Origin of the sequence: Pleionea sp. CnH1-48, from assembly GCF_024124665.1 — a bacterium.
Lineage (GTDB): Bacteria > Pseudomonadota > Gammaproteobacteria > Enterobacterales > Kangiellaceae > JAMXSB01.
In genome coordinates this window covers 1-23,453 of record NZ_JAMXSB010000011.1, presented here as the reverse complement: position 1 = coordinate 23,453, position 23,453 = coordinate 1, and the positions used below count along the sequence as shown (strand labels likewise).

Annotated in this window: 19 protein-coding genes; 9 read left to right on the top strand and 10 right to left on the bottom strand. The window is 43.7% G+C overall.

Annotation, left to right across the window (positions count from 1 at the left end; all coding sequences use genetic code 11):
* Positions 1 to 51: 51 nt before the first annotated feature.
* Positions 52 to 705 (top strand): 3,4-dihydroxy-2-butanone-4-phosphate synthase, encoded by a 654-nt coding sequence (ribB, locus tag NH399_RS17185; protein ID WP_253042273.1) that lies wholly within the window; start codon positions 52 to 54, stop codon positions 703 to 705.
* A gap of 407 nt (positions 706 to 1,112) precedes the next feature.
* On the opposite strand, the gene NH399_RS17180 is transcribed toward ribB, so the two are convergent.
* Both NH399_RS17180 and NH399_RS17175 read right to left on the bottom strand, forming a co-directional pair.
* Positions 1,113 to 2,147 (bottom strand): Glu/Leu/Phe/Val dehydrogenase, encoded by a 1,035-nt coding sequence (locus NH399_RS17180; protein ID WP_253042272.1) that lies wholly within the window; start codon positions 2,145 to 2,147, stop codon positions 1,113 to 1,115.
* A 69-nt stretch (positions 2,148 to 2,216) separates the two neighbouring features.
* Positions 2,217 to 3,737 carry an aldehyde dehydrogenase family protein gene (locus tag NH399_RS17175; protein ID WP_253042270.1) on the bottom strand — a complete coding sequence of 507 codons (1,521 nt, stop codon included), beginning with the start codon at positions 3,735 to 3,737 and terminating at the stop codon, positions 2,217 to 2,219.
* A gap of 603 nt (positions 3,738 to 4,340) precedes the next feature.
* On the opposite strand from NH399_RS17175, the gene NH399_RS17170 reads away from it, so the two are divergent.
* Together NH399_RS17170 and NH399_RS17165 are read left to right on the top strand one after the other, a co-directional pair.
* On the top strand, positions 4,341 to 4,865 hold the full coding sequence (locus NH399_RS17170; protein ID WP_253042268.1) for a gamma carbonic anhydrase family protein: 525 nt from the start codon (positions 4,341 to 4,343) through the stop codon (positions 4,863 to 4,865).
* Positions 4,866 to 4,969: 104 nt separating this feature from the next.
* Positions 4,970 to 5,437, top strand: coding sequence for a DUF4826 family protein (locus tag NH399_RS17165; RefSeq protein WP_253042266.1), 468 nt, complete (start codon positions 4,970 to 4,972; stop codon positions 5,435 to 5,437).
* A gap of 64 nt (positions 5,438 to 5,501) precedes the next feature.
* Here NH399_RS17165 and NH399_RS17160 read toward each other — a convergent pair whose 3' ends face one another.
* Entirely contained in the window at positions 5,502 to 5,972 is a 471-nt protein-coding gene (locus NH399_RS17160) for a tetratricopeptide repeat protein (protein ID WP_253042264.1), read from the bottom strand.
* Positions 5,973 to 6,184: 212 nt separating this feature from the next.
* Here NH399_RS17160 and NH399_RS17155 point away from each other — a divergent pair, with 212 nt between their 5' ends.
* Entirely contained in the window at positions 6,185 to 8,161 is a 1,977-nt protein-coding gene (locus tag NH399_RS17155) for a hypothetical protein (protein ID WP_253042262.1), read from the top strand.
* A gap of 43 nt (positions 8,162 to 8,204) precedes the next feature.
* Here the strand turns inward: NH399_RS17155 and NH399_RS17150 are convergent, their stop codons facing one another.
* The 5 genes from NH399_RS17150 to mfd form a co-directional block, all read right to left on the bottom strand.
* Positions 8,205 to 10,862 carry a zinc dependent phospholipase C family protein gene (locus NH399_RS17150; protein ID WP_253042260.1) on the bottom strand — a complete coding sequence of 886 codons (2,658 nt, stop codon included), beginning with the start codon at positions 10,860 to 10,862 and terminating at the stop codon, positions 8,205 to 8,207.
* Positions 10,863 to 11,157: 295 nt separating this feature from the next.
* A complete protein-coding gene (locus tag NH399_RS17145; RefSeq protein WP_253042258.1) occupies positions 11,158 to 11,406 on the bottom strand; it encodes an EF-hand domain-containing protein in 249 nt (82 codons plus the stop codon).
* Between the two features lie 22 nt (positions 11,407 to 11,428).
* Entirely contained in the window at positions 11,429 to 12,580 is a 1,152-nt protein-coding gene (locus tag NH399_RS17140) for a saccharopine dehydrogenase family protein (protein ID WP_253042256.1), read from the bottom strand.
* Between the two features lie 3 nt (positions 12,581 to 12,583).
* Positions 12,584 to 13,753: a CsiV family protein gene (locus NH399_RS17135; protein ID WP_253042254.1), complete on the bottom strand. Its 1,170-nt coding sequence runs from the start codon at positions 13,751 to 13,753 to the stop codon at positions 12,584 to 12,586.
* 38 nt (positions 13,754 to 13,791) lie between these two features.
* Positions 13,792 to 17,229, bottom strand: a complete 3,438-nt coding sequence (gene mfd / locus NH399_RS17130) for a transcription-repair coupling factor (protein WP_253042252.1) — start codon at positions 17,227 to 17,229, stop codon at positions 13,792 to 13,794.
* Between the two features lie 392 nt (positions 17,230 to 17,621).
* On the opposite strand from mfd, the gene NH399_RS17125 reads away from it, so the two are divergent.
* Positions 17,622 to 18,938 (top strand): hypothetical protein, encoded by a 1,317-nt coding sequence (locus NH399_RS17125; RefSeq protein ID WP_253042250.1) that lies wholly within the window; start codon positions 17,622 to 17,624, stop codon positions 18,936 to 18,938.
* A 62-nt stretch (positions 18,939 to 19,000) separates the two neighbouring features.
* On the opposite strand, the gene NH399_RS17120 is transcribed toward NH399_RS17125, so the two are convergent.
* A complete protein-coding gene (locus NH399_RS17120) occupies positions 19,001 to 19,570 on the bottom strand; it encodes a tRNA-(ms[2]io[6]A)-hydroxylase (RefSeq protein WP_253042249.1) in 570 nt (189 codons plus the stop codon).
* Positions 19,571 to 19,684: 114 nt separating this feature from the next.
* On the opposite strand from NH399_RS17120, the gene NH399_RS17115 reads away from it, so the two are divergent.
* Positions 19,685 to 19,969: a YeaC family protein gene (locus NH399_RS17115; RefSeq protein ID WP_253042247.1), complete on the top strand. Its 285-nt coding sequence runs from the start codon at positions 19,685 to 19,687 to the stop codon at positions 19,967 to 19,969.
* Positions 19,970 to 19,983: 14 nt separating this feature from the next.
* Positions 19,984 to 21,240 (top strand): hypothetical protein, encoded by a 1,257-nt coding sequence (locus tag NH399_RS17110; protein WP_253042245.1) that lies wholly within the window; start codon positions 19,984 to 19,986, stop codon positions 21,238 to 21,240.
* A gap of 616 nt (positions 21,241 to 21,856) precedes the next feature.
* Here the strand turns inward: NH399_RS17110 and NH399_RS17105 are convergent.
* Positions 21,857 to 22,135, bottom strand: a complete 279-nt coding sequence (locus NH399_RS17105; protein ID WP_253042243.1) for a hypothetical protein — start codon at positions 22,133 to 22,135, stop codon at positions 21,857 to 21,859.
* A gap of 528 nt (positions 22,136 to 22,663) precedes the next feature.
* Between NH399_RS17105 and NH399_RS17100 the strand changes: the two genes are divergently transcribed.
* Both NH399_RS17100 and NH399_RS17095 read left to right on the top strand, forming a co-directional pair.
* A complete protein-coding gene (locus tag NH399_RS17100; RefSeq protein ID WP_253042582.1) occupies positions 22,664 to 22,807 on the top strand; it encodes an HNH endonuclease in 144 nt (47 codons plus the stop codon).
* Between the two features lie 15 nt (positions 22,808 to 22,822).
* The gene (locus tag NH399_RS17095) at positions 22,823 to 23,236 is read left to right on the top strand and encodes a hypothetical protein (RefSeq protein ID WP_253042241.1); all 414 of its coding nucleotides are present in this window, start codon (positions 22,823 to 22,825) and stop codon (positions 23,234 to 23,236) included.
* Positions 23,237 to 23,453: the final 217 nt, after the last annotated feature.

The following is a 23,453-nucleotide window of genomic DNA, read 5'->3' as shown; positions in this document are numbered from 1 at the left end:
ATCTGTACTCCTCTATGCCCTGATTCTGGTGAACAACAAAGAGGTAAAACCATGAATCAGTCTTTATTAAATCCTTTTGGAAATTCAACTCAACGAGTCGAACGTGCGCTTGAAGCCTTGCGTGCAGGTAACTGTGTCTTGTTAGTGGACGATGAAGATCGTGAAAACGAAGGCGATCTGATTTTTTCTGCACAACACATCACCGACAAACAGATGGCCATGCTCATTCGTGAATGCAGCGGCATTGTCTGCTTATGTATGAGCGACGAACGCTTACGTAAACTCCAACTGCCACCGATGGTCAGTGACAACAACAGCCGCTATGGAACCGCTTTCACTGTTTCTATCGAAGCGAAAGAGGGCGTCACAACCGGTGTATCCGCTGCCGACCGAGTCACCACCATCAAAACCGCCATTGCTCCTAATGCAAAACCCGAGCACCTGGCGCGACCCGGCCATGTCTTCCCACTAAGAGCCACACCTGGTGGTGTCCTGGCACGAAGAGGCCATACCGAAGGCACCGTCGACCTAATGGAACTGGCCGGACTCGAACCCGCAGGTGTCTTATGCGAACTCGCCAACGAAGATGGCACCATGGCAAAACTGCCACAAATCACTCAATTTGCTCAACAACATAAAATCCCAGTACTCAGTATCGAAGATCTCGTTCAATACCGAGAACAATCGGAGAGAAAAGCTATCTAATTCTTTCTCCTAATTGCTTGCTGCTAATAATGCGGCAAGCAGCAAGTCTTATAACTTCAAAATAAGATAGAACACGAAACTAAAACACAAAACGAGACCGAAACTTCCTTGGCACATACAAGAGCAAAAAGTCGATGTAGAGTTTGCAGGTATACTTGAAGGTTAAAACCCCAACAGAACAAATGCCGAGCGCAGCGTGCCCCTATTTTGTAATACAAAATGGGATCTAAGGAGCTCTTACCCTTCTTGGTAAAGTATGCTCACCGCATACCCGAACAGGACATAAAGGCGAAATCTGCACTTCTAAGAAAGTAAGGAATCAAAGGAAAACTAATAAACCAAAAAACAAACATAAAAAAAGGCGGGATAACCCGCCTTTTTCAAAAGAAACTCATAAGCAAAAAAAATTACTTACGACCTTCCTCAACACGACGTCGCGCAATCTCATCTGCAACAACATTCGTAGTCTTATTCTCTTTATCCGCAGTAGCAAAAACTTCTTCTAACGTATTGTAGATTTCGTCAACTTTTACTAATGCTTGATCGCGGTTGTAGTTCTCTTCAAAAGAAACATTGATGATACCACCCGCGTTAATGACGTAATCAGGTGCATAAAGAATACCGCGCTTTTTCAGCTCGTCACCGTGGCGATCTTCTGCCAACTGGTTATTGGCCGCACCTGCGATAACTTTTGCCTGAATCTTTGGAATCGTTACGTCATTGATCGTTGCGCCTAATGCACAAGGTGCATAAACATCAACTTCTTGGCTGTAGATCGCATCTTTATCAACAGCAATGCCGCCAAGGTTAGATACAACTTTATCAACAGATTCTTTATTGATGTCGGTAACAAACAATTTAGCGCCTTCGTTTGCTAAATGTTCGCACAGGTAATAACCTACGTGACCAACGCCCTGAACAGCAATTTTAATTCCATCCAGATCGTCACGACCTAAACGGTACTTAACCGCTGCTTTAATACCTTTATAAACGCCGTAAGCGGTTACTGGAGAAGGATCGCCACTTTTACCTTCAAGACCCAAAACGTGTGGAGTCTCTTTGTGAACCAAGGCCATGTCGTCAGGGTTGATACCAACATCTTCTGCGGTGATATAACGACCTTTAAGGCTGTCAACAAAGCGACCAAAAGCTTCAAATAAAGCTTCTGATTTCATGGTGCGTGGATTACCGATGATAACGGATTTACCACCACCCATGTTCAAACCGGCCATTGCATTTTTGTAGGTCATACCACGAGACAAACGTAGTGCGTCGATTAACGCACCTTCGTCTGAGTTATATTCCCACATGCGGCAACCACCAACAGCAGGACCTAAAGCGGTACTGTGTACAGAGATTACAGCTTTTAAGCCAGATTCTTTATCGCTACAAAAAACAACCTGTTCGTGGTCGTCGTAAGCTCGCAGATTAAATACTGCCATATATCGTCTCCCTAAAATTGGAATACAGAGCGGGGCCAAACAGCTGGCCCCAAGCTGAGATGCACGGAATTAAAGATCGAATTTAATGCCCTGAGCCAAAGTAGGCTGATCACCCCAGAAAATAGTGTTGGTTTGACGGCGCATGTAAGCTTTCCAAGAGTCAGAGCCTGCTTCGCGACCACCACCTGTGTCTTTCTCACCACCGAATGCTCCGCCAATTTCTGCACCAGAAGTACCGATGTTAACGTTAGCGATACCACAGTCACTACCAGCATAAGAAAGGAACTTCTCTGCGTTTTGAACGTTCATAGTGAAGATGGCAGAAGACAAGCCCTGACGAACAGAATTGTTCAGCTCAATTGCTTCTTCGATAGTTTTGTAAGTCATTACATAAAGGATAGGAGCAAAGGTTTCGTTTTGAACCACTGGCCAATCGTTTTGTGCACGAATGATGGTTGGTTCAACATAGAAACCGTTGCCTTCAATAGCGTTTCCGCCGAACAGTACTTCGCCGCCTTGCTCTTTTGCAGCAGCAACAGACGCTTTGAAGTTATCAACAGCAACTTGATCAATCAATGGACCCATCAAGTTGTTAGTGTCTAGAGGATCACCGATTTTGATTTGCTTGTAAGCGTCAACCAAAGTAGAAACCACTTTGTCGGCGATGCTTTCGTGAACGATCAAACGACGTGTTGTTGTACAACGCTGACCTGCTGTACCTACCGCACCAAATGCAACCGCTGGAATCGCGTGCTCAAGTTTAGCGCTTTCGTCAACGATAAGTGCGTTGTTACCAGCAAGCTCAAGTAAGCATTTGCCCATGCGCTCAGCCACTTTAACGCCTACCATTTTACCGACAACGCTAGAGCCAGTGAATGACATCTTTTTAACGCGTGTATCAGTAATAAAGGCTTCGGCTAATTTGTTATCAGCAGAATCAACAAAGGTGTAGAAGATTGGCTTGTAGCCTTCTGCTTCCATTACCTTGTTACAGATGTTTTGAACCGCAACTGCTGTTAAAGGAGTTTTTGGAGAAGGCTTCCATACAGTGATGTTACCGCAAATAGCAGCGATGAAAGCATTCCATGACCAAACAGCCACTGGGAAGTTAAATGCAGAGATAACACCAACGATGCCTAGTGGATGCCACTGCTCGTACATACGGTGTTGAGGGCGCTCTGAGTGCATTGTGTTACCGTACAACATGCGTGATTGACCAACGGCAAAGTCAGCCATGTCGATCATCTCTTGTACTTCACCGTCACCTTCAGCTTTACTCTTACCCATTTCGTAGGTAACCAAGCTACCTAAAGCATCTTTGTGCTCGCGCAGGGCTTCGCCCATTTTGCGAACCAGCTCGCCACGTAGAGGGGCAGGAACGGTTTTCCACTCAACAAAGGCTTCTTCTGCCTTAGCCATGATCTTGTCGTAATCTTCTTGGGATGCAGCATGAACCTTGGCGATTAGCTCACCGTTAGCAGGGTTAATTGATTCGATGATGCCTTGATCGGTAGTCGTTGACCATTCGTTAACGCCCCAACAAGCACCTGAATTAACCGGCTCAATGCCCAGTTCCTTAAGAAAATCCATAAAGTTGACCTCTCTAAAAAATGTTCAATGTGAGTACACAGACTGGTGTAAATAAGGGAAGGGGAGACCGTCAGCCAAGTCTGGCGTAGTGAATAAGTGGGTAGAAATAGGATGAGTATCTATCATCAATCTGTTCTGTATAAATTTCATACCAAATAGCCCCCCTGTTTTGAGGTGGCGCAACCTTACCACCGGAACTCCTATAACGCTAGTTAAATTTTTTGAAAAATGCGATTTCAAGTTCCAATATGTCGGCAAATAGCGCCATTTCTCCGCTATTTAGAAGATAAAGTCTTATCTTTCTGGTCAGATGAGTAAGGGGTATGAGATTCATGTTGCGTTGCATGAAAGCTTATGAATGAAGATTGAACAGGGGGCTTTCTCACTGGCGTTCCGACGACTTAACAAGGGCTTCAGAATCCCTGCTGATTTTGGTTGCGATCACTAAATGCCTTGTTAAACGCAAGGGATTGCGAGGAGGCCTGCCTTCCGCTTTCTGAGTTTTGAGATGCTATTTGAGATTTATATTTTCGGCGTAGGAAATCTGCATAAAACGTGTTAAATAATAGAGATTACAAAAAATTACAGTGAGGTCAGCGACTTATGATTTATCAGTTGGGTGAACATCGCCCTGTTATCAGTACAGAAAACACCTTTATTGCCGAAAGTGCCGATGTGATTGGGCAGGTAGAAATCGGTTCAGAATGCAGTATCTGGTTTAATGCAGTATTGCGTGGAGATACGGATCGCATTGTTGTTGGCAACCGAAGTAACGTGCAAGACGGCTCGGTACTGCATACTGATCCTGGTTATGTATTAGATGTGGGTGAGGGAGTCACTATTGGTCATAAGGTGATGTTGCATGGGTGTACATTGGGTGACTACAGTTTAATTGGTATCAATTCGGTGGTACTCAATGGTGCCCATATTGGCGAATATTCGTTGCTAGGTGCTAATTCTTTGGTTCCGGAGGGCAAAGAAATACCTTCTGGCGTGTTGGCAATGGGATCACCCGCAAAAGTTGTGAGGGAACTCACAGACGACGAGCGCAAAAAGTTGGAATATTCAGCAGAGATATACATAAAGAAGATCCACCGCTTTCAGCAACAATTGACCGCCATACGTTAAAATGGTCGGTAACAATCGCTGTACCTGAGTCGTATACCACCTTTGTGTGAGTACCTAACTGGATAAGGTTGCATTGAGCGGAATAATTATAGAGAAAGCTATCAATGCAATCACAATCTGCTTACGAATTTTATGCGTGTCGACATTTAGATATTGAGTGGGATGCGCTCGACGATTGGACACAACAACAATTAAGAGACGTTGTGTCTGCCTGTTCTCAACGAGGCTGGTCGCTGTTAAAAGTCAGTGCCGCTCAGTCGCGTATCTTGCCACCTGTACTTGCTGTGTGGCATGTGACTTTTCAAGATAGTGAAGTGAAATGCGGTTGGGTAATTACCGGTGATTTGCCAGTTGATGTTTTGGTAAAACCTCAAGTGACTCATGCTCGCGATGCGCTGTGTGCTTTTTCTCGACAGTATTTGCATAAAGCACATCAGTTGAGAGCCAATCAAATGAAGGACGAAATCGATCTGGATCAATTAAAAGAACAGCAACGCATGGAGAAGTGGGTAAGAAGCGCTGCGGACTTATTAGTGCTTCATCACGAACAATGTCTGTGGGAAGAAGCCTGAAGCGGCACTACTCTTTGCGCCGCGATAAAAGCTGCTTTCTCTGCACTGAAGCTCTCAAGAAAAATTAACTGGCTTTAATATCTGCAAGTACATCATCAGCGCCTTCGACGCCTTGCGAAGAAGCGCTTTTTAACAGGCGTAATCCTCTTTCTTGATCCGCTGTTAATCCATTTAAACCGTAGTAAAGACTATAACCATAAGTAAATTCTGCTAATGGATGATGCTGTTCTATGGCGTTTTCAAAATAGTGTGTTGCTTGCTGTAAATCGAAAGTGTCTTCACCATACAGATAATGGGCAGCAAGTTGATAAGAAGCTTCTGCCAATCCTGCCTTGGACGCCTGTTGCAAATTACTAAAACTGCGCTGCATAAAAACTTCATCGCTTTCGTTCCAGTCATCTAACGTAAAACTGGAATAAAACAATAAGGCATTAGGTTCGTTTTGTTCTATAAAAGGACGCAATAGATCATACAGCGCTTGAAGCTCACCATTGCTCATTAAGGTTTGCGCTTGCTGGATTTCATCAGGAGACATAGTTGTTCAGTCAGTTCTTATATATAGATCGCTATTTTAGCATTGATTATGAGACTTCTCGCGTTTTTAATCCCTTATTCGCTTTGACTTGAACTACCTCATCAGTAATAGATGTAACTATTAACCCTGCGTTTTGTGATGTCGTTAATAGGGCGATTGAATAAATTCTGTTTAAATAAACCTTCATCAAGTGTTAATTGCGGTGATACCTTATGTATCGAGTTTTTCTGATTATTTTATTATTTGCTCCTTTTTCTATTAAAGCAGAAAGTACCCTTGAAGGTACGTTAGAAGTGCTTATCGAAGATCACTTTGAGGCAGGCAAAAGCCAGTTGAAAGTGAATCTAATTGAAAGTGGCACGCAAAAAACGATTCCTCTTATTATTTCCGAAAAAACGGCCAGCCAGTTTTTAAATGGCGATTCAGTCCTAATTAAAGGCGACTGGAATGCATCAGACGTAGCCAAAAAGGCAGCGGTTATTCGTTTGCAGGTAAATGATATTGAAAAAGTATCTGTGGCTAAACCCAAAAAGGAAGCCAATGCCAAAGCGTTAGATGAGCGCAATGCTTTGGTGGTTTTGGTTGATTTTACCGATGAACAAACGGGCTCTTACTTTAATCGTGATCAAATCATCAAAGCCATGTACTCGAATGTGGATAGTGATAAGTCTGCAAACCTTGCTACCGAACACAGCTCATTTTTTCAAGCGCGTTTTAATACTGACGTCGATGGGGATAACAATCCCGATGTCTTTGGTCCAATACAGCTAGGTATTGCTGCCAACAAAGAATGTAAATACAGCGACTGGGCGAATGCAGCCGACAATAAACTGTCTGAAAGTGGCACTAATCTTTCTCAATACCGTCACCGAGTATATATTTTTCCACCCAATGTGGGTTGTAGTTGGGCTGGGTTGGCACATGTTGGATGTGGCAACACTTGTCGCGCCTGGATTGAAACGCGCATTAGTTCTATGGCGTATGTACTAGCTCATGAATTAGGCCATAACCTTGGATCAAGTCATGCAAGTACATTGAAAGATGATGGTTCTCTCAATGAGTACGGTGATAAAACCGATTACATGGGGTCTGGTTATCGTCCGATGAATGCCGCTCACAGAGATTTATTAGGTTGGTATGATGATCACTCGGATCACATGTTAACACTGAATCAAAGTGCTGAGTTATTTGTTATGTCGACAGAAACGGATCTGCGAGAAGAATCTGTTCAAGGCTATCAGGTTATTAAAGTACCAACACTGCAAAATGACGATTACTATGTTTCTTACCGCAAAGACGTTGGCGCTTTTGGTATGGACGATCGCTTTGATAATCGTTTTACACTGCACCGACTAGAAGGGCGTAAGTCTGTTTTTGTTAAAGACTTGGGGCAAGGTGAAAGTTTTAATGATGCTGACCGTGGCGTAACGTTTGAAGCATTACAAACTGGCGGTGACTCTGCTCAGATCCGAATCATTCATAAAGATAAAGAAGATTGTATCGCACGAGAGCCAACCGTTGAGTTGACTGAAGGTACGTTACAAACCGATCACTCTGGGCGTATTTTAGTGACTCAGGTAAAAGTGACCAATAACGACACCAGTGGTTGTGCTGAACGTCGTTTTAAAGCTGCGGTTACTCTTGCTGATGGTTTGAGTCATGAAGGTCTAGCAAATGATGTATTTGTTGCTGCTGACGGTTCGGTAACGGAGTCTTTAGAAATTCGTTCTGCTGATACCTTAACGATTGGTGACTATGCATTTAATATTGAGTTAACTGATGAAACTTCCATTGTCGGTAAAGTGATTCGTACGACAGGGCAATACAAAATTGTTGCCGATACAACAGCGCCTACGGTACCTGCTAAGCCAACGGCAAAAGCGACCGAAACGGATATCGAAGTAACCTGGGAAGCAGTAACCGATGATGATACTTTGAGTTATGTGATCTATCGTAATGATCAGGTATTAAAGACAGTGACTGATTTAACCTACAAAGACTCAGCGGTTAGCAATGGTGAAACTTACACTTATGCTATTGCTGCGAAGGATGCTTCTAACAATGAATCGGCAAAAAGCGAATCTATCGAAGTGAAAGCTGAGAAGCAGGAAGATAGTAGCGGCTCGATGGGTATCTTTTTGTTAGCGTTGCTGGGAATGAGACGACTAAGGCAGCGTCGTTTAAAATAGAAATAATAAAAAAAGCGGCAAGAGCCGCTTTTTTTATAGATGGTTATCGACAGATTCGACCTGTGTTACCGCCGCAGTCATCCCATGGTGGAAGAATGGGGCCGCCACCACTTCCGCCGCCGGAACCGCCATCATCACCGCCGCCGTTGCCACCTTCATAAATATCCTGGACATTGTCACAGTAGCTGTCACTTGGAGACAATTGGAATGGATGGCCTTTACACGCATTAAACTGTAACTTGTATTTTGTTGATAACAAGTTGTTAAAGTTATTGAGTGCTTTAGGCACAAATAATCCTTCGTTTAATGGGCCTTTAAATAAAGCATACATAATCGTTTGGCGAGCACTTGAAGATGCACCAAATAATTTTCCGCTGCCTTCTCCGTAGTATTTGTTTTTCCACTCATAGCGGAAGCTTGATTGGCCATCAACAGAGGGTTTTCTTGGCAGTGGTGGTGTTGCCTTACCGTACCAGTGATGATTTCCATCAATGCTATTGATCGCACCGATAAGTAAGCTTTTGTCAAAAGTGTTTAGGTTCTCTCCCATGATATTGCGACCAACATAGCCAGAGACTGTGTTAAGACCGTTGTTATCAAGTAATGCGAGTTTTGATAATTGCAATGCATTATGAATGACAGGGTAGGTGTTTTTGTTAAAGCAGCTGCTTTTTCCTCGGCAGTTGGCGTAGCTCGAAGTCATGCGCATTTCTTTTTTAACACGCTGAGACATATCGGAGATAACCAGGTAGCCAGGATTGTTACCGCTTTTTCCAAACTCGGTATTAATGGTTGTGTCATTCACACCTTGACGAATGATCTCCAAAAACTCTTTAAGTTCGGGGTTGATTTTTTTCAAAGAGTAGTCGACCAGTTGCTCAATCAGTTTCTCTTTTAAGCGTCGAACTTCGGCATCTTTAATTTCGTTTAAACGAGACTGTACATTACCTAGCAAAACTCCATTGTTTATATAAGGCATTAACTCTTGAATTTCTCTAAACGCACCTTCCAGGCTGCGATTGAGTTTACATATTGAGTTGCTGAACTCGTTTCCAATACCAATTAGTTTGGCGATATTACAGTCACCAAAAGCCCATTGTTGAAGAGGCTGAAGAGTATTGCCATTGGTCTTCATAGCTTCTTGCATCATGTTCATTCCTACCGTGCGGTAGCTTAACATGGCGGCATCAATACCTTCTGCCCAGTTAATCAACATAGCACGAATAGGGTTAACGTCTTTCATCAGTATTTGAGCAAAGTCGACAACGGCGTCATCTAAGTTACGACGAACTAATTCAACCGACCGTACGGTTTCATGCAATTGCTTAACCGCTTCAGTTAATAAGTTTCGATTTCTAAAGAAGTCGGTTATTGCACGGTCATGTTTAGACTTAGCATCGCGAAGCTTTCTTTTTAAGCGATTGAGAGCATTACAGATTGGATCCCATTTGGGGCAGCTAATGCGGTCAATTTTGTCTTCAAGATCATGGATTTTACGTTCTAGATCTAATACTTGGCTATGTAGAGAAAATACCGAACGGTTTAATTGATCAATCTTGCGAGTGACATTCTCTGTATGCTTGTGAATCTTAAGCGTTGAGTTTTGAACGATATCTTCTATCTGATTTTTAATGCGTTGTAGTTCTTCAACCGAGTCATACTCTAAGTTTTTAATGCGCTTATGCAGATCATCAAGAACGGCGGCTTCACTGTCAGAAAGCTCAATATCCGTCCAATAATAAACAACGGCTTGAGTGATAAGAATATCCATCTCTTGCAATGCTTGAGATTGAATCATTTGTTCAATACGGTAGCGAAGATCATAGATTGAACGAATATGAAGTCCACCTAAAGAAGCTTCTGTGGCTGCGTCACCATATTGCTGAATGTGCGCGGGACGAATAATACCTGAAGATGAGCCATTAGCAGCTACCAGCTCTTTTATCTTATTAGGATCATAAAAAAAGGTGCGCATTAAGTAGTCTGGTTTAGAGAGGTCAAAACGCTCTACAAAACGATTGCAGTCAAGGTTTAAGTTTTCTCGACGACTTTCTAGAATACATTGCTGGTACTCGCGGTCGCGTTGCTCGCGAATGTACTTTTTAGTATCCGGAAAATTAACGGCATTTTGATAAGCTTTGCCCGATGGCAGATTAGGCGTGTAATTGCCAATGAAAGACTCGAGCAAGAAGTGACGGCGGTCTGCTTCGGTATCGACACCTAGATGAGCGCCTACGTCGAATATGTCACCGGTATAAAGGTTGACATAGGTATGAGCAAAAGCATCGGATGCAGCATGAACCAGGTTCCCATAAGCAAACGATTTTTCTGGCGGTACCGAAGCATTATTTAGAATATGCTTTAACCACTCGTCGGTTCCCCAGGTTTTGTAATGAGTGGGGGGGTTTTTAGGGCCAGGATGAATAAGCAGCTGGCCTACAATCGGATCAGGAAAAGCGTCAGGGCCTAATGAGCCTGCACGAAATTCATCTTGATGGTTAAGAATATAACTTCTGGTCGCGTGGGAGACAGGAATATGTCTCGCTGTACCATTAACATAGATGGTGAGTTTACCATCTTCTAAGTCTTTAATAATCTCGTCCGCGATCCACACATGGGTGTTAACCTTAAATGCGTGAAGCGCAGGCATGCAAAGAACCAGCATTAAGCTGGTTGCAAAGTAGTTCAATATTTTTCTCACAATATGTTCCCAAAAAATAAAATATACAACAGGGATATTCTTATTCGAACTTTATATCCAATAGCATCCCATTGATTATTGGATACTGGTTTTTGAAATACGCGACTATTCCTTTAACTCAGTAGCCAACATTATAAAAAGCAGGGAGAGATAAAACTATGGCAATTATTAACACTAAAAGGCAATGATTGATAATCTCTAAGTGAGAATCTTATTCTGTAAAGGGAAGGGACTTTGAGGTAAAAAAAAAGCCCGACGAAGAGTCAGGCTTTTTGAGTTTGCTAGCAGCGATAAATTAGTATTCCCACCAGCAGGTGTTCCACCAACCGATAAATTCTTCAAAATCGATATGGCCGTCACCATTACTATCGATTAATGAAAAACCTTTTTCGGCTTGTTCTTCGTTTGATTGAGGTGAGAGTACTTTTAATAATTCTGTGAACTCTTTTAAATCAATTTCACCGTTGCCATCGCGATCAAAAAAGTTAAAGTTATCTTTTACTTCTTTGAGTTTATCTTCGTTTAACATTTTGGATTCTGACATTGAATTTCTCTTTTCTATTCGATTAGCCTTTATTGGCATCAAGACGTTGTTCTTCTTTACGATAGGTAACGCCACGGTCTTTTAGATAATTCAGTACGTGATCGTATACACCTTCAATGGCGCCAAATTTTTCTGGTGCGCAAATACCGGCTTCGGGCATTTCGTTGTTGAGCAGATAATCAACCGATGCCGTCGCTGTGTATCCGGTCGTGCGAGCCATGGATGAAACTTCGGCTTCTTTGTCGGTTTCATCAAACAGATTGTAAACATAACGTTTTTGTTTGCCGTTTTCGTCACCTTCGATGGTCACACGCATAACAGTGAATTCGCTGTCGTTCTTTTTCAGCTTCCAGTTGTCAAACAGAACGGCAGACGTGAAGTCGATAGGTGCGATTGAAACACCTTTTACTTCCAGCGGCTCTGTCGAAAAGAAACCTGTTTCGGCCAACACTTTGATGTATTCCGCATGATTAGGATAACGCAGTGTTTTCTCTTTCATGTTAGGAATATGTGACATGGTTTCGATGAGGCTGCGTAGTCCATCTGTGTTAAAGGATTCTAACGTACCGACACCATCAAAATGAATCAGCTCGCAATCGGTCAGTGGAGGGCGAATAACTTCTTGGCCTGCTTCCACATAACGCGCAGGGCGAGTGTATTCTTCGATAACATCAATTGGAGAGAAGGGGGCTTTGTATTCAAAAGGCCATTTGCGATCACGGGGTAAGCCACCGACCAGGCATTCAAAACGACTGATGGTCATCTGCTCGTTGTGGTGGCCCAGAATGATGTTATCCATACCCGGAGCAACACCACAGTCTACCAGTGCAAATACGCCGTTTTGACGAGCCAGATAGTCCAGGTCCATTGCGCGTTCTGGAAAGAACGAAATATCAACGACTGGTTTTTTGTTAGTAAGAATTTGCTTAAGGGTTTCAAAACCCATAAATCCAGGGACCGCACAGATCACCATGTCTGCGTCGGCGATGGCATCAGCGATGGCATCGTTATCTGACAAATCCGTAATTTGTGTTTGGATGTTGCCGTCGTATTCTTTTAATTTGGCTAGCGCATGTTTGTCGCGGTCAAATGCCGATACTTTATGTTGTTTAGCCATATCGCGCGCCATGGCACTGCCCACCATGCCGCAACCTAATACACAAATGTGTGCCATCAGTTATTCTCCCGTATTATTACTTGATAGCTGAGCATTTGAAGGATCGTCAGACGTTTCGGTTGGAGCCTCCTCCGCTGGAGGTTCCATTTCCCAAGGTCTGACTTCGATAATCATTCCGAATAGAGGATGATCAAAATAATGATATTCTTTGCTGCGTATACGTCTGGATTGCAGCATCGGATAGTCAATCAGGTGATCAAGCTCAATGGCTTGTTGTTCTTCTTGCTGCTGTTCTTCATTGCCACTTAGGTCAAAACTCCAGTTAAAACCGGACTCCAGATCATTATCGATGATGCCATCCTGGGTCATGTCTAATAGTGATGAAGACAGACTGGCATTGATGCTAGAAACATCCACTTTCTTTTTGCCTGGAATGCGCAAGAACAGTTGAGTGTTAATGTGCAGATAACGGTTTAAGTAAACTTGAATAGAACCGTCTATCTCTGGAACTGCTACATATTGGGGAGGAAGAGTGGCTTCTTGCTGCTCATTCGCAGGATCTTGGAAGCCTGGGTCAACACCAAAGCTATTGGTGTTATCGACGGCAGTAGTGTTATCGCGGTTAATTAATTTATTTAAGTTGTCAGAGGTCAGCCCCAGGTTGTGGTATTGCTGAGTCTCTGTGGTTGAGCGTCCGTCTGGCGAGAAGCTCTCTGAAAAATCTTTGCCACCAACCAGTCGTATCCAGGGCGCATTGCCTTCGCTCACCATCGGTTGTCGCCACATTAAGTGCGTTAAAGGCTCGTAGCGTGAGCTTTTTTGCAGGGCGCTGAACATCGCGCTCAGTTGCTTGTCGTCTTTTGACAGCAATTGAAAGGCATGTTCTTCGATCAATAATTGGAGCGGCGTTTTTTCTTCTTCGGCAACAGGCACTGGGTCTACCAGTTCTGCAGGAGGTGTGGTTACCTGCTCTGCTTGTGCTGCTGTGTGTTCTGGTGCAGGAAACAACTCTGCCGTCGCAAAATCCTTAAAAGCTTCTGGAAATGAGAGCGGGGTCGTTTTTGACCAAAGTTCTTCGTTCATATTGGCGTATTTCTGCTTGAACAAAATAACTTCTACTTCGAACCAGCGTAGCTCGTCTTCTTGAGCCGTAGCAGTCTGGCTAAGGGCTCCAAGTAAAGCAGCCAGCCAGAGTTTGGATGAGTGCTTGTTTACTAAGTACTTGATCATATATTAACTTTCCGATTTTTCTCTGCGCTAGCCTACCGTTAGCGGCTTAGAGTTTCAATCAAAGATTCGACTTCATTTACTTTTGCGACAACATCAGACAGTGGTCGGTTCACTTTTAATACAGTGCCTTTTTCTAACCGATAGCGTGCAGGGTTACTTTGTATCAAATGAATGATCTTTGCCGGGTCAACCACCGTGTCTGGGTTAAACTCGCAGGTGAGCCCTTTTTCGGTGGCGGTCAGGCGTGTTATTCCCAGAGGTGTTAATTTAAGCTTTAGTTCTGTAATGGCAACCAACTGCTTCACATGATCCGGCAAAAGACCGAAACGGTCGATCATAGATACCTGAATATCTCGTAGTGCTTGAGATTTTTTAGCATTCGCTATCTCTTTATACAAGGTTAAACGGGTATGAACGTCTGGAATGTAGTCTTCTGGGATGAGAGCCGGGATGCCCAGGTCGATTTGTGTCTGAGTGGCCAGGCTGTCGTGTAAGGTGGGTTCTTTGCCATCTTTGATGGCCTCCACGGCATTTTCCAGCATTTCCATATAAAGGCTGAAGCCAATGCCTTCCATTTGCCCACTTTGATCTTCACCCAGTATTTCACCACAACCACGGATCTCCATATCGTGAGTAGCGAGCGAGAAGCCCGCGCCCAGATCTTCAAGTGATGAAATGGCATCCAGACGCTTTTTGGCATCTTTGGTGAGTGTTTTGATCGAAGGCGTTAGTAAGTACGCATAGGCTTGGTGGTGAGAGCGTCCTACACGTCCTCTTAACTGGTGCAACTGAGCCAGACCCAGCTTGTCGGCCCGTTCCATAATAATGGTGTTGGCGTTAGGAACATCGATACCAGTTTCGATAATGGTGGTACACAAGAGCACATGGAAGCGCTGGTGGTAGAACTGTTGCATGATTTGCTCCAGTTCTCGCTCGCGCATTTGACCATGGGCAACGCCAATATTGAGCTCTGGCATGAGTTCTTCTAGCTCGCGAGCGCGCTTTTCGATAGTGTCGACGCTGTTATGTAAAAAGTACACCTGACCGCCACGCATGGTTTCACGCTGAATGGCTTCGCGGATCAGTGGCATGTTGTACTCTCGTACAAAGGTTTTAATGGCCAGTCGACGCGCAGGAGGCGTAGCAATAATTGACAGATCGCGCATGCCCGACAACGACATATTCAGTGTTCGCGGAATCGGGGTGGCTGTTAAAGTTAAAATATCCACTTCAGAACGCAATGCTTTGAGTTGTTCTTTTTGACGAACGCCAAAACGGTGTTCTTCGTCAATGATCACAAGACCCAGTTGCTTAAACTTTAAATTGCCCTGAATCAGTTTGTGCGTGCCGATAATAATGTCGACTTTGCCTGCTTCGGCATCGTCAAAGGTAGCGGCTTGTTCTTTGGCGGTTTTAAAGCGGGATAATACATCGATGCGAAACGGCCATTCTGCCAGACGATCTTTAAAGGTTTCGTAATGCTGTTGGGCGAGCAGAGTGGTGGGTACCAATACGGCTACCTGGCGTCCATTTTGGACGGCAATAAAAGCGGCACGAATAGCCACTTCGGTTTTACCGAAGCCCACATCACCACATACCAGACGATCCATTGGCGTCGACGCCGCCATATCTTTTTGAATAGCCTGAATCGAGTTGTCTTGATCATCGGTTAACTCGAACGGGAAGCTATCGGCAAATTTTAGATAGTCATCATCTTGTGTTTTATATTGGAAGCCAGGTCGTGCTGCACGCTTAGCATAAAGGTCGAGTAACTCTGCTGCCACATCACGTACTTTTTCGGCGGCTTTTTTACGCGCTTTTTCCCACTGTTCACTTCCTAGCTTGTGCCAAGGGGCACCACCTTCTGCGGTGCCGGAATAGCGATGGATTAAATGCAAACTTTGAACGGGAACATACAACTTATCGCCACCAGAATATTCGAGCGTTAAATATTCGGCGGGTTGATCGGCAACGGTTAAACATTGCAGTCCTAGGTAACGCCCAACACCTTGTTCGACGTGTACCACCGGATCGCCTTCTTTTAGCTCTGCCAGGCTATGAATAACCGCATCTGGATCGTAAGCGGTTTTGTTACTTTTACGTCGTCGGCGTTGCAGTACGTGTTGACCAAATAACTGCGACTCGGCGATCAGGACAAAATGTTCAGCAGCAAAACTTTCGTCAATCGGTGCAACAATCAGTGATAGAGATTGGCTGGTTTCTATGTCTGCCCAATGTTCATGAACTTTTATTGTTAATTGATGGCGCTGACACAGTTCTAAAATCACTTCGCGTCGGCCCGCACTTTCGGCACAAATTACAACGGGCTTAGGTTGCTGTTGTAAGTAGTTTCGTAAATCCTGCAAAGGATCTTTTAATTTGTGGTTAATGGCAATGTCTGGCAACAAAGAGGTTGCCAGTGCATGAGATGATTTTTCGTCTTTGCCATTTAAATCAACACGAGCAAATTGTTTGATGTGTTGATTGCTTTGCTCTGGTGTTAAACAAATTTCTTCTGGGGTTAAGAGTGGACGGGTACGATCTCCACGTCGTTCTTCATAACGATGGGTGAGTTCTTGCCAGAATTGTTGTTGGGTTTGTTGAAGCTCACCAACGGTGAGCAACAACGTATTTTCTGGTAGGTAGTCGAAGAAGCTACAAGTATCATCGTTGAACAAAGGTAAATAAAACTCGATACCTGCTGGCAACAAGCCATTAGAAACATCTTGGTAGATCGGACAATCTTTTAGTTCAACATCGAAGCGTCCACGAAAGTTCTGGCGAAAGCGTGCAATGGCTTCATCAGTATTTGGAAACTCGTGTGCAGGTAACAGTTCGATTTGATTGATGGTTTCGGTCGATAGTTGTGACTCAGGATCGAACAAGCGAATGGATTCAATCTCGTCATCAAAAAAGTCGATTCGATAGGGTGTGTCTGCACCCATCGGGTACAGATCCAGCAGAGAACCCCTTACTGCAAATTCACCGTGCTCCATGACTTTATTTACGCAGTGGTAACCGGATGCTTCGAAGGCTGAACGTGCTGCACTGAGATCCATTTGGTCGCCGGGTTTAAGCACCAACATATTGCCCGCAATAAAAGAACGCGGCGATAAACGAGTGGCTGTTGTCGAAAGCGAAGTGATCACCACACCTTGCTTAAGAGAAGGCAATTGGTGCAGACATTCAAGACGTTCTGACACAATGCTCTCATGGGCCGAAAAATAATCGTAAGGTAGAATTTCCCAGTCAGGAAAAGTAATCACTGGTTGCTGGGTATGACTGCTGAATTGTGCTATTTCACGTTCGAAGCGTTGAACCTGACTACTCTGACTGCACAGCACAACCACAGGGCCAGAATGCTGTTGCGCCAACTGGGCAATGGCCAGAGAAGTACTTGAGCCTTGCAGGTGATGCCAACGATTAGTAAACCCGGCTTTTAAAGTAATATCGGGTAGCGAAAGTGATAATTGCATGGAATAAACAGCCTAAAGCGTACGACAGTCATAAGTGGGGGGCATTATAGGCTAAATCAATGCCCATGAATGACCAAAAAATACTGATATCTCATTTTTTGAGACAGAGAGAGGTTAAATGCGTTGGATTAATAACCAATGCTGATAAATCTCGTCATTTAGGTGCTTGATATTACAGAAAAGTTGGCCTCAGAGGTGATTTCGAGCGGTTAAAATTGCAACAAAGCTATTTTCGTCTTATTGTTAATGACATGACCTGCTTAGCAGCATAACCCAAAGCAGAATTAATTGTGTTATCAATAGCTTAAATTACATACAACAATGCGCCTCGATTCGGTGATAAGCACTGATACGGTGTTCGAAGGTGTCAGAAACAGGATGGTAGATTTTCTATGTTAATGACTTTCCCTCATGCTGGTAATTATCAAATACCCAGAGCATTGTTTATTGCGGCCTGGAAAGTATGGTTCAAGCGTTTTGATGACCATTATGCATGGCGCGAAGGAAAGATGCCGTTGCAAAATCTGGCCATGCCACTGCACCAGTTGTTGGTTGAAAAACAGCGTTTTTCTGTTGAAGTGGCTTGCCGATTAATGGTGCCCTGGTCTTATCGAGATTGTCGTCAAGTCTCTGACGAAATGCTTAAGATGAATCCTGCAGTTTTACGGTTGGTGCCTTATACCTGCGGTGATACGGGCGATACCCTTGAAGGTGCGCGCTTAACGGATCAGGCATTGGATTATTGGGATTCTCTGACTCATCTGGAACAAGATGTTTATCTTAACTTTGCCGAGGCGCGTATTCAGGCAGATATCGAAACGCCATGCGATGCTCCTGTGATTCTGGACGACGCGGGTGTTGAGCTGATTGGTGAAGATATCTACCCGCCTTATGTTCCTACTGCGGATTCCTCTGACGATGAATTTATTCGAGCTTTGGTGGCGTGGGTGGATGAAGATCCCTTCCAGCCTATGTACCAGCGTAAGCCCGTTGGGGATGCGGTAAGCGGTTGGCATGATCGTTTGTTGGCGTTTTTCTGGCCCAAACCTCGTACTGGTTATCTGGAATACAGTCATATTGTCAGTCCGGTGTTATATCGGGCGGGTGTGCTGGCGGAATCTGTTGAGACGGATTATCAGTGGAATTATCAAGAGCGTGAGTTGGCGGTGAAAGTCGCTAACGAAGTGTTCCTGGTTGCTGGTGTACCGCAGCGAGAAGTCACCTGGCAGAATGTGCGTGAGGCGGTAAAAGCAGCACTCACCGCTGATGTTAACTCAAAAGCCAAAATGAACAGTGGCTGGACCTATCTTGCCTGCCTGGCAACAGCGCATTTAGAGGGCAAAGAAGGGCGATTGCCAATGGTTTGTTGGAACAGTCGTTCTGCCAGTTCAATTATCTCTCGTCTGGACTTTTTGCTGGTTGAAGCAGGTGTTGAGGAGTTGGGTGATCGCTTTGCTCATATCGGCTTAGTGCCTGGATGGGGCGGGACTCGTCCTCGTGAATATTCGCTCAAGTGGCAGGGTGGTTATCGCAGTTGGCATACTCAAGTGGCGGCCAGTCAGTTAGTGCAGAAGATTTGCCACTTCTTGAATACCGAAAAAAATGACAATGGTGAGCTTAAATATAAGCCCATGCCTACCGCTGGAGGCAAACATTGCCCCTGGACGACTCGCGGTGTGCAGCTAGTGTTGTTCTCTGATGGTTACTAGCTCTCTCGTTGATGGGCTTTGGCCATCAACGAAAGGTTAGTAGCCCCCTAAGTGCACTATTTTTAATGCAGTGCGGCAACGGGAGGTTGTTTGAGCATAATTTCGGCTTCCTGTTGCAATAATTCCTCTAATCTCTCATCCAAGGTATTTTGATCAGCAAAGTCAGTGGCCAAGTCTAAAAATAACTCAAAATGCTTTCCTTCTGAGCGTGTGATGGCTTGATAGAACTGTTTCATTTTTCCTTCTGGAAGGGCCTCGGCAATCATGCCAAAACGTTCATGCCCACGGGCTTCTATGATGGCGGCCAGCAGTAATCTATCGACCACATAATGTTCTTTACCCTGACGATATAATCCTCGTAGCTCATTGATATAGTTATCTTTTCTATCTGCGCCCAGTTGCAGGCTGCGGTCGTAAATGAGATGAGTAACCTGACGAAAGTGATTCATTTCTTCGAGTGCCAAATCTGTCATGGCACGAACCAGTCGTGGTTTATCTGGGTAATGAGAGAGAATAGACATCGCCATACCTGACGCTTTTTTCTCGCAGGAGGCATGATCCAATAAAAATGCATCGAAATCAGACATGACCGCATCTAACCAAGCCTGAGGAGAAGTTGCCTTTAATTTCATAGGGTTTTTGTAATTATTTTAAAAAATGAAGGCAAAATGCTACGTCTAATTTGCGCCGCTTTCCAGCTTTTCATTATAATCCGCGCCTGAAACTAAATATGAGACGGTTAATTGATGGAATTTGAGCAAATAATTCAAACCATGACGCCCGAAATCTACCAGAATATGAAGACAGCGGTAGAGATTGGCAAATGGCCTGATGGATCCCCCATCACTGATGAACAGCGGGATATCGCTATTCAGGCAGTGATGATCTATGACGCCACTCACTTTCCTGATCGCGATGAGCCATTTCGGGTTCAAGGTGATGGCAGTGTTCGGTTAGGTAAATCCGAAGCGACTAAGAAGCTGGTTGATGATGCTCAAAATATCATCGTTAAGACACCCGTTAAAGATTAATTCAGGACTCGATAATGTTAAAAACGATTGTTCGCAAAGAACATAAAAATCAGTGGGAAAAGCGAACCCCATTGACGCCCGATGCTGTAAAACGACTCAACGAAAAAGGATTTGGTTTAGCAGTCGAAGCTTGTGATATTCGTATTCATAATGACCAGAGCTATGCGGATGCTGGTGCGACTATGGTCGATTCTCCAGCAGAATATCAACTGGTTATGGGCATCAAAGAGCCTCCTGTTGATTCTATTATGCCCGAGCAAGTGCATGTTGCCTTTTCTCATACTATTAAAGGGCAAGACTACAACATGCCATTGTTGCAAAAGTTCATCGATCAAAAAGCAACATTGATTGATTACGAAACCATTGTGAATGAACGTGGCGCTCGTACCATTGCTTTTGGTCGTTTTGCTGGCATCGCAGGTGCGATTGATACTTTTAATGTTGTTGGTGAAAAACTGGCGCAAAAAGGGATGGTTTCTGACATCTCGAAAGTTAAGCAGACGGTTAAGTATTCTGGCATTGAAGACATCAAGAAGTCTTTCGATCAGCTTGAGTTACAAAAAGGCGAACCACTGCGTGTCATCATCGTAGGTACTGGTAATGTCGGTAAAGGCTCAGAAGAAGTCTGCCGTTGGCTTAAACTGCCAAAGGTCGACATCCATTCGATTATGATGGGGCATATCCCAGAAGGCAGTTGGTATGCAGTGGCGAGTAGCCGTCATATTAATGTGCGTAAAGATGGTGGTGACTTTGAGTTCGACCATTTTGTAGCTAAAGGCGTTGATGCGTACGAAAGTTCGTTTGATCAACTGCTTGGCAAGTTTAATATCTTGATTCAAACGCCTTATTGGACAGAGAAATACCCAAAGCATCTTGATCGTCAACGTATGCAGCAACATAAAGCGCAGTTACCTTGGGTGATTGGTGATATTAGCTGTGACATTAACGGTTCTTTAGAATGTACAAAAATTGCCAGCACCATTGATGAGCCTGCATTTACTTATGATGTGGATTCCGATGAATATAAAAATGGTATTTCTTGGGATGGTGTAACGGTTATGTCGATTGATAACCTTCCTTGTGAGTTATCGGCCGATGCGTCAGAGCATTTTTCTTCTATTTTAGAAAACTATACGCCTGACTTGATGCAGTTGGATCTAACCAAAGACTTTGATGATTTGGATTTCCACCCAGAGCTATATCGAGCGGTGATTGTTTATAAAGGTAAGTTAACGCCAAACTATAAGTACTTAAAACAGTACTTATCGTAAGCAAAGAGGGGAGTGTTTCACTCCCCAACTGTACAGAGTTAAATAATTTCTATTCTCTCGGCCAATATAATTAAGCTTATTTGTTGAAAGTGGTTACTAATCTAAGTTAGACACTCTAGACCTCTAGTAGAGTTCAAATAGATGATCCAACAATTAATGCTTCTCCTCGATTCTACAAACTCCGAATTTCGTTTTCAATAAATTATTCAAACTTGATCTGAACAGTCTATCCTTGAATATTGTCTAAATACTGCTTTAAAAGCACAGGTTAGAGCATGCAGCCAACAATAGTTCAGAACAGACACAATTAACGGCTATCCTGAATCACTAAGGGTACAAGAGTTAGAAAACGAAAGAGCGTCTATAACCAGCTCTGGCGGCTCTAGTGGCTATTATGATTTCACTATTACAAATCAAAAAGGCGAGTCATTAGAAGTGACTTGTAATGATGTTATCCGTTGCATGGTCAATAATGTTTTTGATTTAGGGAATATCGTGAAGGCAACTCGCAGAACCTCAGAGGCGCGCCAAGGGAGAGGCAAAGCAGGCGTAAGTGTCAATTATGATGTGAGTAAGATTATTTACTTTTCTAAAAATATTATTAGATGACTCCGCATTAACCTTCAATAACATTTGCCATAAAAAAAGGGTTGGTGCCGCAAGTTAGGGTGTAGTGAGATTCTGATGAGTTACAAGTTACTATAAGCAGGTTGTTTGCAATCTTTGTATTTCTTTTACAGTACGCGCCGATGATCTCATCATCGTCTAAGCTAGCTTTTGCTGTAAGCGCCTTCAATAATTCTCTCATTTGATTATCTGTAATATAGCCAAACTTAACTTTCTTCTCGAAAACTTTTAGGGGACCATCATAACCTTCAATAAACCAATAGCGCATAAGAAACTTGTATAATGAATACCAAAAATAAATCTAAAACAATAGCATGGCTAATGTCAATGCTTGGGGATTATCTTCACGGTTCTCCAAGGCTTCACAACCTATTACACGCGAAACGTCGATGCACGTTTAAATCAGATTGTGGTTAAGCTTGATGAAACGCGAGAAATGTCTATCGAGACAGCCGCAAGACTTGCCGCAATCAATCAGAGGCTTTCGCAAACAGAGAGCCAATTAAAAGAAGTAAATAGAACAGCATTAACGAATCAAAAGGAAATCGCGATTGTTAGGGCTGTTAACAGTCAATAGGGAGGTTTACAAGTGCCGCAGAGAGCGCCTAGAGGATGTCGCAAAAGAGGCTGCACACAATTAACAATAGAAAGACATGGATATTGTCAGGAACACGCAAGCCTTGCTAGTTGGGGTAAATGGCAGAGCGAACGGGGAACATCCTCACAACGTGGTTATGGCTCGTCGTGGCAAAGGTTGCGCAAGGAAATCTTAGCGCGTGATAAATACTTGTGTCAGATGTGCCTCGCAATAAGTCGAATACAAGCAGCGCAAACCGTTGACCATATCACACCGAAATCGCGAGGCGGGACCGATGAACCTGATAACCTGCAATCGCTCTGCTATCCATGTCATGACTATAAAACAGCTAGGGAAGCTTAAGGAGAAAATAAAGGAATGTTATTTGAAGTTTTAAAGTTGGCTGTGGGTCCGTTGACCTCATGGTTAACTCACAAAAAAGAAATCAAGAAAATAAAAACAGAGACACAGTTAGCAGTTTTAAGGGCTGAATCTCAAAGTAAAATCAGACGTGCAGAAAATCAGGAAGCCGCAGACATCAATCTTGATTTAGTTGCATTGAAAACACGAGGTTGGAAAGATGAATACTTGCTGGTGATTGGTACAGTTCCGCTTGTATTGTCATTTATTCCAGATATGCAGCCGTATGTTAAAGAAGGCTTTAAGGCCCTTGCAGAAACGCCTGAATGGTACTGGTATTTGCTCGCGGGACTCTTCATCGACACGTTGGGCTTTCGTTCGTTACTTCGTGGGATAATTGATAGCACGTTGCAGAAGCGCTTGAAAAAGTGACCGATTAATCAATAAGATAACTACTACTAAGTGGTATATCTCAGTTTGTCGACAGCTGCTCGCAGATATATCTCCTATGTGGATTTATTATAAATTATTTACATATTTTCCTTTTTAAAACTCTATCCATTCTGTAGCATTTCGGCCCAGCAATAAGACCGGATGTTTTATTGCAATTGGCATGACATCAGGAAGTCAAAAGGCATATGCAAGGTTG